This window comes from Chromatium okenii (assembly GCF_002958735.1).
Classification (GTDB): domain Bacteria; phylum Pseudomonadota; class Gammaproteobacteria; order Chromatiales; family Chromatiaceae; genus Chromatium; species Chromatium okenii_A.
On the sequence record NZ_PPGH01000035.1, the window covers coordinates 627,200 to 641,632 of the forward strand.

General features: G+C 47.8%; 24 protein-coding genes and 1 tRNA gene. 21 read left to right on the forward strand and 4 right to left on the reverse strand.

Annotated elements, in window-relative coordinates:
- Positions 1–25 precede the first annotated feature (25 nt).
- The 4 genes from CXB77_RS11310 to CXB77_RS11325 are packed head-to-tail and all read right to left on the reverse strand — an operon-like array spanning position 26 to position 2,858.
- Positions 26–1,192, reverse strand: coding sequence for a nucleotidyltransferase domain-containing protein (locus CXB77_RS11310; protein WP_242445644.1), 1,167 nt, complete (start codon positions 1,190–1,192; stop codon positions 26–28).
- On the reverse strand, positions 1,164–2,099 hold the full coding sequence (locus CXB77_RS11315; protein ID WP_347338113.1) for an HprK-related kinase A: 936 nt from the start codon (positions 2,097–2,099) through the stop codon (positions 1,164–1,166). Before CXB77_RS11315 ends, CXB77_RS11310 begins: the two co-directional genes overlap by 29 nt.
- Positions 2,069–2,365, reverse strand: a complete 297-nt coding sequence (locus tag CXB77_RS11320; RefSeq protein WP_105073952.1) for an HPr-rel-A system PqqD family peptide chaperone — start codon at positions 2,363–2,365, stop codon at positions 2,069–2,071. Before CXB77_RS11320 ends, CXB77_RS11315 begins: the two co-directional genes overlap by 31 nt.
- Before the next feature lie 40 nt (positions 2,366–2,405).
- Positions 2,406–2,858, reverse strand: coding sequence for a hypothetical protein (locus CXB77_RS11325; RefSeq protein WP_105073953.1), 453 nt, complete (start codon positions 2,856–2,858; stop codon positions 2,406–2,408).
- A 170-nt stretch (positions 2,859–3,028) separates the two neighbouring features.
- On the opposite strand from CXB77_RS11325, the gene CXB77_RS11330 reads away from it, so the two are divergent.
- From CXB77_RS11330 to CXB77_RS11410, 21 genes are all read left to right on the forward strand, one after another.
- Positions 3,029–5,041, forward strand: coding sequence for a UvrD-helicase domain-containing protein (locus tag CXB77_RS11330; protein WP_105073954.1), 2,013 nt, complete (start codon positions 3,029–3,031; stop codon positions 5,039–5,041).
- A 54-nt stretch (positions 5,042–5,095) separates the two neighbouring features.
- Positions 5,096–5,172: transfer RNA gene (locus CXB77_RS11335), tRNA-Arg, on the forward strand.
- Positions 5,173–5,659: 487 nt separating this feature from the next.
- Complete coding sequence (locus CXB77_RS21915; protein ID WP_242445645.1) at positions 5,660–6,082, forward strand: Mur ligase domain-containing protein; 423 nt, start codon at positions 5,660–5,662, stop codon at positions 6,080–6,082.
- Positions 6,001–6,360 (forward strand): Mur ligase family protein, encoded by a 360-nt coding sequence (locus CXB77_RS21920; protein ID WP_242445646.1) that lies wholly within the window; start codon positions 6,001–6,003, stop codon positions 6,358–6,360. Before CXB77_RS21915 ends, CXB77_RS21920 begins: the two co-directional genes overlap by 82 nt.
- A 12-nt stretch (positions 6,361–6,372) precedes the next feature.
- Positions 6,373–6,582: a hypothetical protein gene (locus CXB77_RS21925; RefSeq protein ID WP_242445647.1), complete on the forward strand. Its 210-nt coding sequence runs from the start codon at positions 6,373–6,375 to the stop codon at positions 6,580–6,582.
- A 48-nt stretch (positions 6,583–6,630) separates the two neighbouring features.
- Positions 6,631–6,900, forward strand: a complete 270-nt coding sequence (locus tag CXB77_RS21930) for a hypothetical protein (protein WP_242445648.1) — start codon at positions 6,631–6,633, stop codon at positions 6,898–6,900.
- Between the two features lie 98 nt (positions 6,901–6,998).
- A complete protein-coding gene (gene mraY / locus CXB77_RS11345; protein ID WP_431520720.1) occupies positions 6,999–8,075 on the forward strand; it encodes a phospho-N-acetylmuramoyl-pentapeptide-transferase in 1,077 nt (358 codons plus the stop codon).
- Positions 8,072–8,767, forward strand: coding sequence for a Mur ligase family protein (locus tag CXB77_RS23875; protein WP_347338114.1), 696 nt, complete (start codon positions 8,072–8,074; stop codon positions 8,765–8,767). Before mraY ends, CXB77_RS23875 begins: the two co-directional genes overlap by 4 nt.
- Positions 8,768–8,897: 130 nt before the next feature.
- Positions 8,898–9,191 carry a hypothetical protein gene (locus CXB77_RS24640; protein ID WP_431520721.1) on the forward strand — a complete coding sequence of 98 codons (294 nt, stop codon included), beginning with the start codon at positions 8,898–8,900 and terminating at the stop codon, positions 9,189–9,191.
- Between the two features lie 19 nt (positions 9,192–9,210).
- Positions 9,211–9,540, forward strand: coding sequence for a glutamate ligase domain-containing protein (locus CXB77_RS23890; RefSeq protein WP_347338115.1), 330 nt, complete (start codon positions 9,211–9,213; stop codon positions 9,538–9,540).
- A 104-nt stretch (positions 9,541–9,644) separates the two neighbouring features.
- The gene (locus CXB77_RS11365) at positions 9,645–10,526 is read left to right on the forward strand and encodes a GTPase (protein ID WP_105073956.1); all 882 of its coding nucleotides are present in this window, start codon (positions 9,645–9,647) and stop codon (positions 10,524–10,526) included.
- A 43-nt stretch (positions 10,527–10,569) separates the two neighbouring features.
- Positions 10,570–10,845 carry a YkgJ family cysteine cluster protein gene (locus CXB77_RS24645; RefSeq protein ID WP_146108795.1) on the forward strand — a complete coding sequence of 92 codons (276 nt, stop codon included), beginning with the start codon at positions 10,570–10,572 and terminating at the stop codon, positions 10,843–10,845.
- 12 nt (positions 10,846–10,857) lie between these two features.
- Positions 10,858–11,304: a hypothetical protein gene (locus CXB77_RS11375; protein ID WP_105073958.1), complete on the forward strand. Its 447-nt coding sequence runs from the start codon at positions 10,858–10,860 to the stop codon at positions 11,302–11,304.
- 38 nt (positions 11,305–11,342) lie between these two features.
- The gene (locus CXB77_RS11380; protein WP_105073959.1) at positions 11,343–11,771 is read left to right on the forward strand and encodes a hypothetical protein; all 429 of its coding nucleotides are present in this window, start codon (positions 11,343–11,345) and stop codon (positions 11,769–11,771) included.
- Positions 11,771–11,902: a hypothetical protein gene (locus CXB77_RS23105; protein WP_277949392.1), complete on the forward strand. Its 132-nt coding sequence runs from the start codon at positions 11,771–11,773 to the stop codon at positions 11,900–11,902. Before CXB77_RS11380 ends, CXB77_RS23105 begins: the two co-directional genes overlap by 1 nt.
- A gap of 119 nt (positions 11,903–12,021) precedes the next feature.
- Positions 12,022–12,204 carry a hypothetical protein gene (locus tag CXB77_RS11385; RefSeq protein WP_105073960.1) on the forward strand — a complete coding sequence of 61 codons (183 nt, stop codon included), beginning with the start codon at positions 12,022–12,024 and terminating at the stop codon, positions 12,202–12,204.
- Positions 12,201–12,821: a dynamin family protein gene (locus CXB77_RS11390; RefSeq protein ID WP_172452640.1), complete on the forward strand. Its 621-nt coding sequence runs from the start codon at positions 12,201–12,203 to the stop codon at positions 12,819–12,821. The genes CXB77_RS11385 and CXB77_RS11390 overlap by 4 nt, the downstream gene beginning before the upstream one ends.
- Before the next feature lie 11 nt (positions 12,822–12,832).
- Positions 12,833–13,030 (forward strand): hypothetical protein, encoded by a 198-nt coding sequence (locus CXB77_RS11395; RefSeq protein ID WP_105073962.1) that lies wholly within the window; start codon positions 12,833–12,835, stop codon positions 13,028–13,030.
- Positions 13,031–13,285: 255 nt separating this feature from the next.
- On the forward strand, positions 13,286–13,789 hold the full coding sequence (locus CXB77_RS19265) for a GTPase (RefSeq protein ID WP_172452641.1): 504 nt from the start codon (positions 13,286–13,288) through the stop codon (positions 13,787–13,789).
- Complete coding sequence (locus CXB77_RS23110; protein ID WP_277949393.1) at positions 13,786–13,908, forward strand: hypothetical protein; 123 nt, start codon at positions 13,786–13,788, stop codon at positions 13,906–13,908. The genes CXB77_RS19265 and CXB77_RS23110 overlap by 4 nt, the downstream gene beginning before the upstream one ends.
- 195 nt (positions 13,909–14,103) lie before the next feature.
- Positions 14,104–14,292, forward strand: a complete 189-nt coding sequence (locus CXB77_RS11410; RefSeq protein ID WP_105073964.1) for a hypothetical protein — start codon at positions 14,104–14,106, stop codon at positions 14,290–14,292.
- The last annotated feature ends 141 nt before the right edge of the window (positions 14,293–14,433 follow it).

The following is a 14,433-nucleotide window of genomic DNA, read 5'->3' on the forward strand; positions in this document are numbered from 1 at the left end:
TTATTTGAATAAACTCAGGTTAACTTCAAAGCTGTTGCAAATCTTGCGGTTTAATTTCAACATGTCGCTGTGTTCCACGCATTCTTAACCAACTTTTGTAAGTTAAATGCCGCACCAATAATAAAAACGGCATTCGTAGCCAATGCGCCCGCAAATAAAGTAACCATCGTGCAAACACCGCTATTCGTTGCGGGTAATCAGGATGTTCCGGTAAAAGCGCCAGTGGCATTAACCAATCCATGAGCCAGCGTATAGGAAGTTTTGGTGCTGACTGTGTTAGAGATTGTAATACCGAGTTTGGGATTTGCACTGCAAGCAACCGTTGCGAATAACGCAAACCATAATACAGTATTCGCTCAAGCTGGAATTGTTGCGCACGTAGTACAAGACCTTTCCAAAATTTAGGCGTTGATCCGAAATGACAGAGTAAATCAGCAACATCAATTAAATCACGGAGTCGCAACCCCTCATTTGGATCTCCTTCCAATAATAAATGTACAAGTGCGTGTAATACCATGTCTTGTGCGCCAAGCACTCGTACTTGCGAATTTTTAATTGAATAAGATTCACTGAAAAGCATCATTGTATCGAGTTTCGTACCATAACGACTAGTGCGCGGTAATAGTGCATGATGAATATCAATTTCGCTCTCACGTTCACGGTGACGTAATGGCGGAATTTCGTGCATCCATAGTCGATAATAACGATCATCATAAGGACTTAACTGCGTTTTTAACCATCCGCGTTTAGTGAGTTTTTGCTCAACCTCAGCAATTCGTGAAATTGGTACTAAAATATCTAAATCAGCAAAAAAACGACCGGCAGAATTTGGCAATTTAGCAATGATATAAGCTGTGCCTTTAAGCGCAATAATGGGCACTTTTATTTCGTTTAATGCCCAAAGAATACGATCCAGTTCCCAAGTTAACACGGTATGGCGATGACGAACTAAATTATGTGCTGCTTGCAGTTGTGCAGCGGCAGCAGTTGGAATTGATTCGAGTAATTCTAATCGACTAAGATCAGCGTGTAAGCGACCAAGCAATCGTTTAGAACGAGCAATTCGTAATAGCAAATCCCAATCAGTAAGCGTAAGTTGTGGTAGCGTTTCTGGAAAGCGTACTGCATTGATTAGCAATGTACGCGCATTATGTGCTGGCGATTTAATCATGTGCATTGTGAGCCAATTCATCAATCGCCTGAACTGCTTGCGTTAAATCAGAATAAACCAATGAGTAACTGTCACAGTTTTGCACAATTTTTGCGACAGCATTAAAAGCTAACTCACCCAGAACTTCATAATTAAATGCGTTGGTTGCTAAGAGCATAAATGCACGATCTTTTGGTATTGATTCAAGATTTAAAAGTGCGCCAGATTGCCAACGTGGAAAGATAATCAAACTTGGCTTAACGGGTTCATTCATGCGCACAACACTATTCAATGGCGGGCGAACATGTGCCACAGTTCCCTTGTGAGTACCATAAAATAAAGGCCCGAAATGTGCGTTCGGTGCAAAAGCACGAATGACATCAATTGATTGATTTTTAAGTGAAATCAAACGCGGAAGCGGAATAAGCATAGCGTCTTCTGGGCGCACCAATCCAAACTCATCGGAAAATAAACGCCAATTAGAATGTGTTAATGCTGCGCATAATGTTGATTTTCCATGACCGGGTAATGCTGGGAGAATTAATCCGCACCCATTGCGTTCAACTACCGCAGCGTGAAGCATTAGAAAATGATGTGCACGAGTCGCAATACACCAATTGGTTCCCCATTCCAACGTTGGTAATGCCCGCGATACTGGAACATCAGTAAAAGGTGCGGGACCGTCTGCTGTGAAGCGCACTATTGGACGAACCCACCGGCGCGACCAAGATGCCCAATCTAATTTAACGCGGTAATCGTCAATGCCCAGTTCAGAATAAACTGGGTAGTGAGCGTAAAGATCGTGCAATAGCTCGGCGATTGGAGTACGAAGCCGAATACGGAACGGACCGCAGCCAAAACATAAGCCAGCAGTTGTTAGTCGCTGGCGCAATTCGACCAATGTCAGTTCGCTGACGTTCATGCTATTACATCTTCGTTGTGTTGGCATTGAACTAAACCAAGTTCATCAAAGCGCATCAATGAAGCAGCAACTTGATTGCGTAAATTGTCATCAATTGGGCAGTCAAATTCTGTTGCAACGCGCTCGCAAAGTTGATCTAGATTACTAGAATTGGCTTCAAGCTGCATCAGAATAACAACACCAAGCGGATTGAGAAAATGAGTTTCACCAGAATCCACTTGATAAAGTGCAGATTGCTCACTCCAGTGTTTCCAATGGAGAGATTGTTTAGAGTGAATACGCCAGATGTGCACAGCAGCTTAATTTAATTTGATAATTTAAATCATTATCTAATCAGATTATTGTTAGAGATGTCCACGCGGCGGAACTGAGAATGATGCTGTAGGTGTATCCACTCCCATCTGGCGGAGCCGGACAAGTGTATGTGTTATCGTCACCAGTAATGTAGCCATCAGCATTTGTATCATCTAAAGTAGCCGGAGTGCCATTGCCAATGCTTTCGCTATTTACTTTTCGGCCAGCACCGCCGTCACAAGTTTTAATGAGTTGAACGCAGTAATCGCCTCTCTCAGGTAAACTATCAGCGACATATCCTTTGATCCCTGTATTACAAGAAGCAGCCGCCATTAACGCGCCACTCCGCAAAGTCAAAATCACTGGCGCACCAAATGCTGCGCCTTTAAGTAAACGCCGCCGTGTCATTTTGCTGTTCAATTCATCCGCCTGAGTTTCCAATGCAATTGGTGCTTGCTCAGAATCATTACTGTTCAATGTGTCTTTATTCATATCAATATCTCAATGTCGAGAAATAAATGAAAAAGCAGTGGGTGATTACAATCAATTGACCGCCACTGCATCCAATCTCATAACCCTAATATAGCCTATTAACACGACCTTCGCGCAGCAATTCAGCCATAATTCGCCGCTTTTGTGCGAACTTGCCGCTGAGGACATGAATGAGCCGACTGAATCCCCGTCAAATCGACGCTGTGCGTTACACCGCCGGGCCGCTGTTGGTGCTGGCTGGCGCTGGCTCCGGCAAAACGCGAGTGATTACTCAGAAAATTGCCCACTTGATCGGCGAAATGGGAATGCAGGCGCGGCACATTCGCGCCGTCACCTTTACCAATAAAGCTGCTCGTGAAATGCGCGAACGCGTCAGCCAATCGGTCAAAGGACTGAATACTCGCGGACTGAATATCTCGACTTTTCATCGGCTTGGGCTTGATATTCTGCGCCATCACGCCGAACGCGCTGGCTTGCGCAGTGGATTCTCGCTGCTCGACGCTCAAGATGCCGAAGGGCTGATTAAAGAACATCTGCGCAGTATTCCCGCTGCGGAAAATATCAGTTTGTCTGCGGTGCAACAGCGTATCTCCAAGTGGAAAAACGATTTTGTCGATCCCGATCAAGCATTAAGCAGCGCTGAAGATGCGTTTGAAACGCGGCTGGCAGAACTTTATGCCGATTATGAACGCAGCTTAAACGCTTATAACGCAGTCGATTTCGATGATCTTATTTTGCGCCCAGCACGATTGTTTGCAACCCAGCGCGATGTATTGGAACGCTGGCAAATGCGCATTCGTTATCTATTAGTTGATGAATATCAAGATACTAACAGTGCGCAATATGAATTGGTTCGGCAACTGGCTGGCGCTCGCGGCGCGTTTACGGTGGTTGGCGATGATGACCAATCAATCTATTCGTGGCGCGGGGCGCGACCAGAAAATCTAGCGCGGCTTAAAGAAGATTATCCCATTCTGAAGGTCATCATGCTGGAGCAAAACTACCGTTCCAGTGCGCGTATTCTGGGCTTGGCCAATGCGTTAATTGCGCACAATCCACACGTGTTTGAAAAGCAATTATGGAGCGAACTTGACTCTGGCGAGCGTCCACGAGTGCTGCGCTGTCGAGATGAAACGCATGAAGCAGAACGGGTCGCCTCAGAGATGTTACGCTTGAAATTCAATGGAACAGCACTCGGCGACATTGCAATTTTATATCGCGGCAATCATCAGGCGCGACCATTCGAGCAGGTGCTGCGCCAGCACAATCTCCCGTATTTTCTGAGCGGTGGCACATCCTTTTTTACTCGCGCCGAAGTGAAAGACAACATGGCATATCTGCGGCTATTGGCGAATCCAGAAGATGACGCAGCTTTTTTGCGGATTGTGAACACGCCACGCCGCGAAATTGGTCCAACGACTTTAGAGCAATTGGCGGGATATGCCCGCGAGCGTGGCGGCGGATTGCTCGCTTTTTGTATTGCGCTCGATACTGAATTGATGCTTTCCGAGCAATTCACTGATCGCCAGCGTGAGCAGTTAATTCATTTTGCACGTTTAATTAAACATCATGCAGCTCGTGCAATCACTGACCCAATTGAAGCAATGAATGCGCTGATTCATAAGATTGATTATAAACTGTGGCTGCGTGAAATTGCTTCTACTCAAAAAGTCGCTGATCGGCGTTTTGAGAACGTCAATGATTTATTGAGCTGGCTTAAAAAATTGCACGATGGCGAATACAAAAATAAGACGCTGGCGGAAATGGTTGCGCATTTAATGCTGTTGGATGCGCTAGATCGTCAAGATGACGCTGATGCCGGAGATCGTATTCATTTAATGACGCTTCACGCTGCGAAAGGGCTGGAGTTTCCACACGTTTTTTTGGTCGGCATGGAAGAAGATTTATTGCCGCATCGCGTGAGTATCGACGATGACAGTATTGAAGAAGAGCGCCGCCTTGCTTATGTCGGCATTACTCGCGCCCGTCGCGCACTCACGTTCACTTTTGCCCGCAAACGCAAACGCTATGGCAAATGGGAACCCAGCACTCCGAGCCGCTTTCTGACTGAATTGCCGCGAGAGCAACTGGAATGGGATGGCGACTGCGCTCGTAGTCCAGAACAAAGTCGGACGCTGGCGCTGAGTCATTTGCGGAATTTGCGGGAAATGTTGAGTGACTGAATGCAGTAAATGATTTTTGACGTTATCGTGCGTAATCCGCATAATGTGCGGCTTGCGCCCGTAGCTCAGATGGATAGAGTACAGCCCTCCGAAGGCTGGGGTCACAGGTTCGAATCCTGTCGGGCGCGCCAAAATTTTGATGATTTAACTCAGGGCACATTGATAATGTGCCCTTTTTTTATGCTAAACAAATTCTAAAACCATTGGAAAGCATGAAAAAACGACCTCGCTGGTGCGCTGACAGTGCAATTCAATCACAGTGATGCCGACGTAAGTTGTTGGGTTGCTACGGCTACTGGCGAATAATTGGAAGCGTGGGAAGATATTGATGTCGGGATTGTGGTCGGCAGTTCGTATTAAACCTCGCCAAAAGTGAGACATAAATAAAGCATTGATTAGTCGTTTGCTTTTAGAGCGCGTTTCCTTTTCAACAATTGAATTGTACGCTTTAGCAGCGCATCTTTATCGGTCAATCATTTTTCAATAACTTCAATCAATACGACGATTAAATACGGTCATTACTGAGCGACAAGCTCGCTATTGCCAGAAATTAAGAACCAAAAAGCTGCTATTAAGTTGGTATAGTTTACGCATTTTTTAGAATAGAGAATCATAACAATGTGGATTTTAAGCGCAGCCGTCGCAACAGTCGGTGGACAATTACTGGGCGCAGATCAAGCCTTTACCGAAGTGAGCAGCGATTCCCGCGTGGATTGCAGCGGACATTTATTCATCGCGCTGCGCGGCGAACATTTCGACGGTCACGATCACGTTGCTGCCGCGCAAGCGGCTGGCGCAGTCGCCGCGATGGTCGATCATCCGCTGCCGGTGGACATTCCGCAGTGGGTGGTTGCGGATACGCGGCTGGGTTTGGGGCAACTGGCGCAGCGTGGCGGCAACGTTTCACTGGGCGCGTCATTGCGATCACCGGCAGCAACGGCAAAACCACGGTCAAGGAAATGCTCGCGGCAATCTTGGCGCAAGTCGGCTGGGTGCTGGCGACTCGCGGCAATCTCAACAACGACATCGGAATGCCGCTGACGCTGCTCTCGGTGCGGACTGAAGAATTCCTCGTGCTCGAAATGGGCGCGAATCATCCGGGCGAAATCGGTTATCTCAGCCGGATTGCCCAGCCGGATGTGGCGCTGATTACCAACGCTGGGCACGCGCATTTGGAGGGCTTCGGCTCGCTCGACGGTGTAGCAGCAGCGAAGGGCGAAATTGCGCAGGGTTTAAGTGAAACCGGCGTGTTGGTCGTGCCCGGCGATGCGCCTTATCTCGATTGTGGCGGGAATTGGCAGCGGGACGGCAAGTGCTGACGTTTGCTGTTGATGCGCCAGCCACGTGTCTACAACAACGGATTCGCTGCGAAGCCTTGGGATAAAGCGGGTTTTCGCACCGAATTTGTCGCCCGCAGCGGCGAGCGCCAGCTTTCGTTACTGCTCCATTTAGCCGGAGCACACAACGTCCGCAATGCGTTGGCAGCAACGCTGCGGCGCTGGCGCTCGGCATTGATGACACCGCGATTTATGACGGTTTAGCCACGCTGCAGCCGGTGAAAGGGCGGTTGTGTCCGCGCAAGGTCAAACGTGCGCGTGATTGACGACACCTACAATGCCAATCCCGATTCCATCGCAGCAGCCGTGCAGTGCTGGCGCAGTTGGACGGGCGGCGCTGGCTGGTGTGGCGATTTGCGGAATTGGGCGAAATGCAGCGCATTGCACGAGGAAATCGGGCATGTGACTCGCGCTGCCGGTATTGAACATTTGATAACGGTCGGACGCTCAGTGCTCGCGCCAGCTGCGTTTGGAGAGGCGGGCGGCATTTTGTCGATCAAGCACAATTGCTGGCGTGGTTAGTGCCGCAACTCCACGCGGCAGATCGGGTTTTAGTAAGGGTTCGCGCTCGCGCGGATGGAACATTGTTAACGCGCTGTGCGCTGGGATGGAAATTTAGAATGTTGCTGTATTTAACTGAATGGTGGCCGATTTTTATAGCGGCTTCAATGTGTTCCGCTACTCACGCTGCGGGCAATTTTGGGCGTGATGACGGCGTGATGATCGCGCTGGTGGTTGGACGACCGATGATTCGTCATCTGCGCAATTTCAATATCGGGCAAATGGTGCGCGACGACGGCCCGCAAAGTCATTTATCCAAATCCGGTACGCCGACGATGGGCGGCGCGTTGATTCTGGTTGCAGTGGCGATTAGCACGTTGCTGTGGGCGGATTTGAGCAACCGTTACGTGTGGATCGTGCTGCTGACCACGCTGGCATTTGGCGCGATTGGCTGGGTGGATGATTACAAAAAATTAGTGGAGCGCGATCCGCGTGGATTGATCGCCCGCTGGAAATACTTTTGGCAAACGCTCGCCGGACTCGCCGCTGCGATTGCGCTGTATGTCACGGCGCAGTCACCGGCGGAGACGGCACTGCTGATTCCGTATGCGAAAAACCTAACGTTGCAGCTCGGCCCGTGGTTCATCGTCCTGACCTATTTCGTCATCGTCGGCTCCAGCAATGCCGTGAACTTAACTGACGGTTTGGACGGGCTGGCGATCATGCCGACGGTATTGGTTGCCGGAGCGCTGGCGGTGTTGGTTTACGCGGCGGGCAATGCGCAAATTGCCAATTATTTATTGATTCCGCATTTGCCCGAAGTCGGTGAATTAATTGTGTTTTGCGCGGCATTAGTCGGCGCGGGCTTGGGCTTTTTATGGTTCAACGCTTATCCGGCGCAGGTATTCATGGGCGATGTTGGCGCATTGGCATTAGGCGCAGCGTTGGGCGTGGTCGCAGTCGCCGCCGGCAGAATTGGTGCTATTCGTCATGGGCGGCGTATTTGTATGGAAACTGTTTCCGTAATGATGCAGGTGATTTCATTCAAATTAACCGGTAAACGCATTTTTCGGATGGCACCGCTGCATCATCATTTTGAATTGAAAGGTTGGCCAGAACCGCGAGTGATTGTGCGGTTTTGGATTATCACGGTGGTATTGGTGTTAATTGGGCTGGCGAGTTTGAAAATCCGATGAATAACTTGATTGAAGCAATTGAAAATCCCCCCTGCCCCCCTTTTCCAAAGGGGGGAGAATTCACGTTAATTGTCGGGTTGGGTAAAACTGGATTGTCATGTGCGCGGTATTTAGCGCGGCATTCAAATCACGGGATTTTGGCAATAACAGATTCGCGTCCAAATCCGCCGGGTTTAGATGCGCTGCGCAATGAATTGCCGGAGTTAAAAATCGCCGTCGGTGGTTTTGAGCCGGCGTTGTTTACGGCAGCGACGCGCTTAATTGTTAGCCCCGGCGTGCCCATTAGCGAGCCGTTAATTCAACAGGCGTTGGCGCGAGGCGCGACGGTGCTCGGCGATGTGGAATTGTTTATTCAAATTGCGACTGCGCCGATTTGCGCGATCACCGGCAGCAACGGCAAAAGTACGGTTACGACGTTGGTGGGTTTGATGGTGGAGGCGGTTGGGCTGCGCGTGGCGGTCGGCGGCAATCTCGGCGAGCCGGTGTTGGAGCTGCTCGCGCCTGATGTTGATTTATATGTGCTTGAATTATCGAGCTTTCAATTGGAAACCACGCCCAGCTTGTGCGCGGAAGCGGCGGTGGTGCTCAACATCGCTGCGGATCATTTGGATCGGTATCCCGATCTGGCGGCGTATGCGGCAACCAAGCGCAGATTTATCGCAATGCACGGTGGCTGTGGTGAATCGGGATGATGCGGCGGTGGTGGCGATGCGGGAAATCCCCCCCGCCCCCCTTTTCCAAAGGGGGAGAAGAAAAGCCCCCTTAGGTTGGGGGATTTGAAATCGGCTTCACCCTCAACGCGCCAGCCGCCAGCGATTTCGGGTGCGCACGCTTGACGGCGCAACTTGGCTGTGTCGCGGCGAGCTGGCGCTGGTGCCTGCGTCCGAGGTGCGGATTCCCGGTCGCCACAATCTCGCCAATACGTTGGCGGCGCTGGCGCTGTTGACCGCCTGCGCACCTGATGCCGATCTCGCGCCAGCAGTGGACGTGTTGCGCCAATTCCCCGGTTGCCGCACCGCAGCGAATTGGTCGCTGAATTCAATAACGTGCGCTGGTTTAACGATTCCAAAGGCACGAATCCGGGCGCAACGATTGCGGCGTTGGAAGGTTTGGTGACGCCAGAATCGCGGCACGAGTGGTGTTAATTGCGGGTGGCGACGGCAAGGGCGCGGAATTTGCGCCGTTGGTGCCGGCAGTGGCGCAAGCTGCGCGGGCGGTCGTTTTAATTGGACGCGATGCGCCATTGATTGCGCGAGAACTTGCCGCCGATCCATCAACGCAGGCAATTCCGCGAGTGACGGCGATTGATATGGCTGATGCAGTAAAACAAGCGGCGCAATTAGCACAAGCGGGCGATTGCGTATTGCTGTCACCGGCTTGCGCCAGCTTCGATATGTTTAATGATTACACCCATCGCGGACGGGTTTTTATTGAAAAAGTACGGGAGTTGGTGCAAAGTGGGTGAAGTCACAATCCATGCGCTTTTTTAAGCGAAGGTGTGGTTTTGATGTCTTGATTGAGCGAAACGTATCTTAAACCGAGCTTACTTTTAATCCACAGGAACATTAAATGAAAACTGTATTCGATCCCTCAGTTGAAAAAACCTTTGAGAGATTTTTACCAAACACAAGAGATTCCCGCGAAACACTCACTGCTGCGCTCCAGATGAAAGAACAGCCAATTAAGGTGATTGCTTGCGGGATGCTTAACGCGGGCAAGAGTTCATTACTCAATGCGTTGACCGATCAACTTGAGAACGAGGTTTTTGCAACTGGTTCAGTTCGGACTACCACCAAAAAAGCAGAGCTGTCACATCATCAGTTTATTTTTACTGACACGCCGGGGCTTGATGCAACAGAAGCGGATGATAAGGAAGCATGGGAAGTAATACGAATTGCTGACGTATTGCTATTTGTACACAATCCTGCAAACGGCGAATTAGATGAACTGGAGATCAAATTTTTGCAACAACTCGCTAAATTGCCGTGCGCAACGCAGGGATTAGAACAGCGGTTTTTGTTAGTTCTGAGTCATCTTGATAGCCATGCGCAAGATATAGAGAACACAGCAGAGACCATTCGTGGTCAGATTAAGAAGTATTTGGAATTTGAACCGCAAACGTTTTTCGTGTCATACACAACTTATCGCAAGGGCTATTTAGAGAATAAACCACCATTGACAGAACATAGCCGCATTCCGATCTTGAGGGATCATTTGCTCGGTCAATTTAATCATTTGAAAGCAACTGCACTGAAATTGCGTCAGGATCGCATTACAGAGATTAAAGCTGAGTTATCCAGTGCATTAGACCAACAGATCAAGACTCGCAGTGAACGAATTAAGTGGATGAATGAGAGAACTGCTAAAGCAAACTCGGCGCTTAAAACCGCTTTTGAGCAATTTGCGCAGCGGACTCAGAAACGATTGACGGATTATGATAAAGAGTATTGAATGAATTGCGGCTATAAATCTGTGTCTTAACGTCATTGTGCAAATGCAAAAAACACAGTTTGAGTGCTCTCGCTGCGGTGTGTGCTGTCAGCATCTTGAGCGCAATGCGCTTTACGCTGCATTGCATCGCGGCGACGGCATTTGCCAACATTTCAATGCTGAACAGCGAGAGTGTTCAATTTATGAAAACCGACCGTTATTGTGCAGAATTGATGAAGCATACACCGCATTTTTTGTTGAATTATTTTCAATAGCAGAATATCATCAGCTCATGCGAGAAAGTTGTGCATTTTTACAATCACTACCACCGAAGAAATAGAGGAGAAACATCATGCCCATTCCGTTATTGATTTGGGGAGCCGTTGCGGGCGCAACAGCTCTAGCGGCAGCTTTTGCAGTAAAAAAAATTAACGAGGATAGTGAAAGTAGTTCCAGCAGCTCCGACGAGGAATGCAGAAGGCTGGAGCGTCAAGCAAAAGAAGAACGCGCTCAAAAAGAACGTGATTTAATAATTCTGCCTCAGGTGAATAAAGAACTGACTGGTCTGTACGAAGAACATATCTCAGGAACCAATCCAATACAGGTTTCCAGTTTTGATAAACTACGAGAGGCGTTTAAGACCAATCCGCAGAACAATCCGATTTTACGCCAACTGCAACAACAGATGAATGAATCAAAAGATGCAATTAAAGGCCGTCAGGAAATCTTGCTTTTGGAACAAGAGTTAAACGCATTGCGTATGGCGCGGCAAGCAGTAGCCGGCTTGACTGCGGATTAAATCTGCTCATAGCAACTATACTGAAAATAAGGTGATTTATGGGCTGGAAAGGATTGATTATTGGTGGGCCTATTGGGTGGTTGATAGAAGAAGCCTTAAGCGGAAGCAGCTCAAGCTCCAGCAGCTCCGATGAGGAGCGTAGACGATTGGAGCGTCAGGCGAAAGAAGAACGCGCTCAAAAAGAACGCGATTTCATTCTATCTTGTGTGAAGACAGAACTGACTGGTCTGTGCGAAGAGCATGTATCAGGAGCCAATTCAATACAGGTTTCCAGTTTTGATAAACTACGAGAGGCGTTTAAGACCAATCCGCAGAACAATCCGATTTTGCGCCAACTGCAACAACAGATGAACGAATCACAAGACGCAATCAAGGGACGGCTAGAAATTTTACGTTTGGAACAAGAGTTAAACGCATTGCGTCTGGCAAAACAAGCATTGAGTGAATTAGACTTGGAGTCATTTTGATGGCGACTGATACACGCTGTGAACGGCGAGATTTCCTTGCTGCATTGGCTCAATTGCGCAGCGATTTTAACGCGGCGAAGGTTGATATAAAAACTCGTGAGGAGACATTAGAACGTGCTCTTGTGAATTAGTAGGTTCGGTATCAATTGCTTCAAATAATTCGGATTAAAAAAGGATAACAGCTCGCTCGGCAAGCAGTTGACAACACCAACAAAAAAATACTGCCAGTTTAGAAAACTGGCGTAAAGATGTGAATCGCTATCAACGCAATACTGAATTTCGAGAGAATTTTGGTGATTCGCTACTGGTTTATGTCTATGGCAAGGTTAAGGCGGGAAAGAGTTCTATTGGGAATTATGTTGCCTATGGACATGGCGATCCGCACCGCTCAATTATTGATGCGGCTGAACCGACACCTGAATTCTTTTTTTGAGGAAGCAAAGAGAATGCAGAAAAAACAGAGCGGCTGCATTAGATGCAAAACGTAATTTAGCCGAACAACGCAAGTTTGCCGTTGGCGCTTGTGAAACAACTGCATCTATTCAAGGGTTTAAACTGTCTGGTCTCACTTGGATTGATTCACCGGGATTGCATTCCAAAACCGGAGAAAATGGCGGACTGGCACAGGATTATGTTGACGCTGCTGATTTGATTTTATACCCAATGAGTTCGAGTCAACCCGGACGTAAAACCGATTTAGAGGAAATTGCTGATTTGCTGCAAAAAGGCAAGCGCGTTGAAGTGGTTATTACTCGCTGCGATATGACCGATGTGGATGTAAATGATGCTGGAGAACTGGTTTCTCAACTTGTCATGAAATCGGAGGAGGATCGTAAAGAGCAGAGCGATCATGTTTATAAGGAGATCGTTAAACAAAAACAGCGCGATGATCAATTAGAGGTGTTGACGGTTTCTGTCCGTTATGCTGAAGAACATGACGATAATTCTGCTGAACTTGAAAAGAGCGGTATGAACGCGCTGTTTCGCAAGCTCACAAAATTAACGCAATCTGAAGGTGTGCGATTGAAAGAAAAAACGCCTGGCAAATAACTTACGAGCGTTTGTCAATTATTCACACTGGTAGTTTATCGGTTGAAAAACTGCGCAGTGAGCTTGAGCCATTGGAAAAAAGCATTGCAAACACGCGTCAATTGAAGCAAAAGCAAACCATCGTTATTGGGCCAGTGCTGACTGAACTTAACCCATTGATTGAGACGCTGTACAGAAAGAGAAAAACGGCGCGATATAAAGGCGCTTGAAAAAACCTGCACAGAGCATCTTCAGCGCATTGTTTCAAATCATGTTGATATGGCGCTCCGCGAAATTTTTAATGAAACGCAGAGCGTAATAGATAACGCAGTGCGTTTTCAGGAGCTTAAACAGCTACCCGAATTTCGTGATAATTTTAAGGATTTCAGATTCATACCAATAAAAACAGTGGTTTTTGGACTTGGGATTGCTGCATTAGCCGGAGGAGTGTGTTTTTTTTAGGCGGTCCACCGGTGCAGCATTAGGTGCTTCGCTTGCTGGCGACTTGGTGGTGCAGCAGGCTCGGCGCTTACGGAACAAAAACCGAACGTGTCAATCTCGGCAATAACATGCAAGATGTTTTGGCTGAAACAATGAACATTTTTAGTGAAGCGGCTCATAAAACTGTTGATACTGCTTTTGCAGAAATGGACAACAATTTCCTCAAACCCATTGAGCAGCAAGCGCAGACAGTCAACGCGGCACTTGATCATTTTGTGAACATTTTAGAAAAAGAGGTTTATCCCCCGATGAAAACAGCAATTAACACAGTGCAAGAAATTTTGCATGAAGGTGAGCCAATTTTAAGCACTTATCTTGATGCAGCAATGATCAAGATCGTTACTGATGACGTTCAAAAAAAAGCGATTGATGCAACACCAGTGGTTATGGTGTTTGGTGTTTACAACGCGGGAAAAAGTACGCTGCTCAATGCCATGCTGGGTGAAGAACGCGCCTCAATGGCAGATAAACCAGAGACAGATAAGTGACGCCTTATGAATGGCGCGGCTTCACGATTTTAGATACACCGGGAATTGATGCGCCAATTGAACATGAGAAGTTTCACGCGAGCAATTGGAACGTAGCGATGTGGTGCTGTTTGTGTTGAGTAATGATGGCACTTTTGAAGAACAAAAAATTACGATGAAATGTGCGACATTCTGGCAGCAAAAAAACCGCTGCTGGTGATTGTCAATAATAAAAGCGGGCAATCTGAAGCCGATCCTGATTATCGTCATCTATACGATACTGTTGCTAACAAATCTGAACGCAGCAGCCAAAACAACGTGAGCTGTCTCAAAAAGTGTCAATTTTTCTCATCAATGCAAAAACTGCGTTGAAAGGACGATTGGAGAATAAAGAACAACTCGTTATACATAGCAATCTGCCAGCACTTGAAAATGCGGTTGAGAACTGCTTAAAAAACTGTGATGCGAATAAACTTGCCAGCGTGCTGGGCGAGCGCGTGAAGTCATTGATTGATGAGCACTGAAAAAACTGGATCAACAAGAAAAATCTCCAGAATCTCAGTTATTGGCTGGTTTGCAAGAATCGGTGCAGGGTGAAAAATTACGCACGAGAGCAGCAATCACGTTGGCAATTCGTAGCGTAGTCAAATCATTTTCGCCAGAGT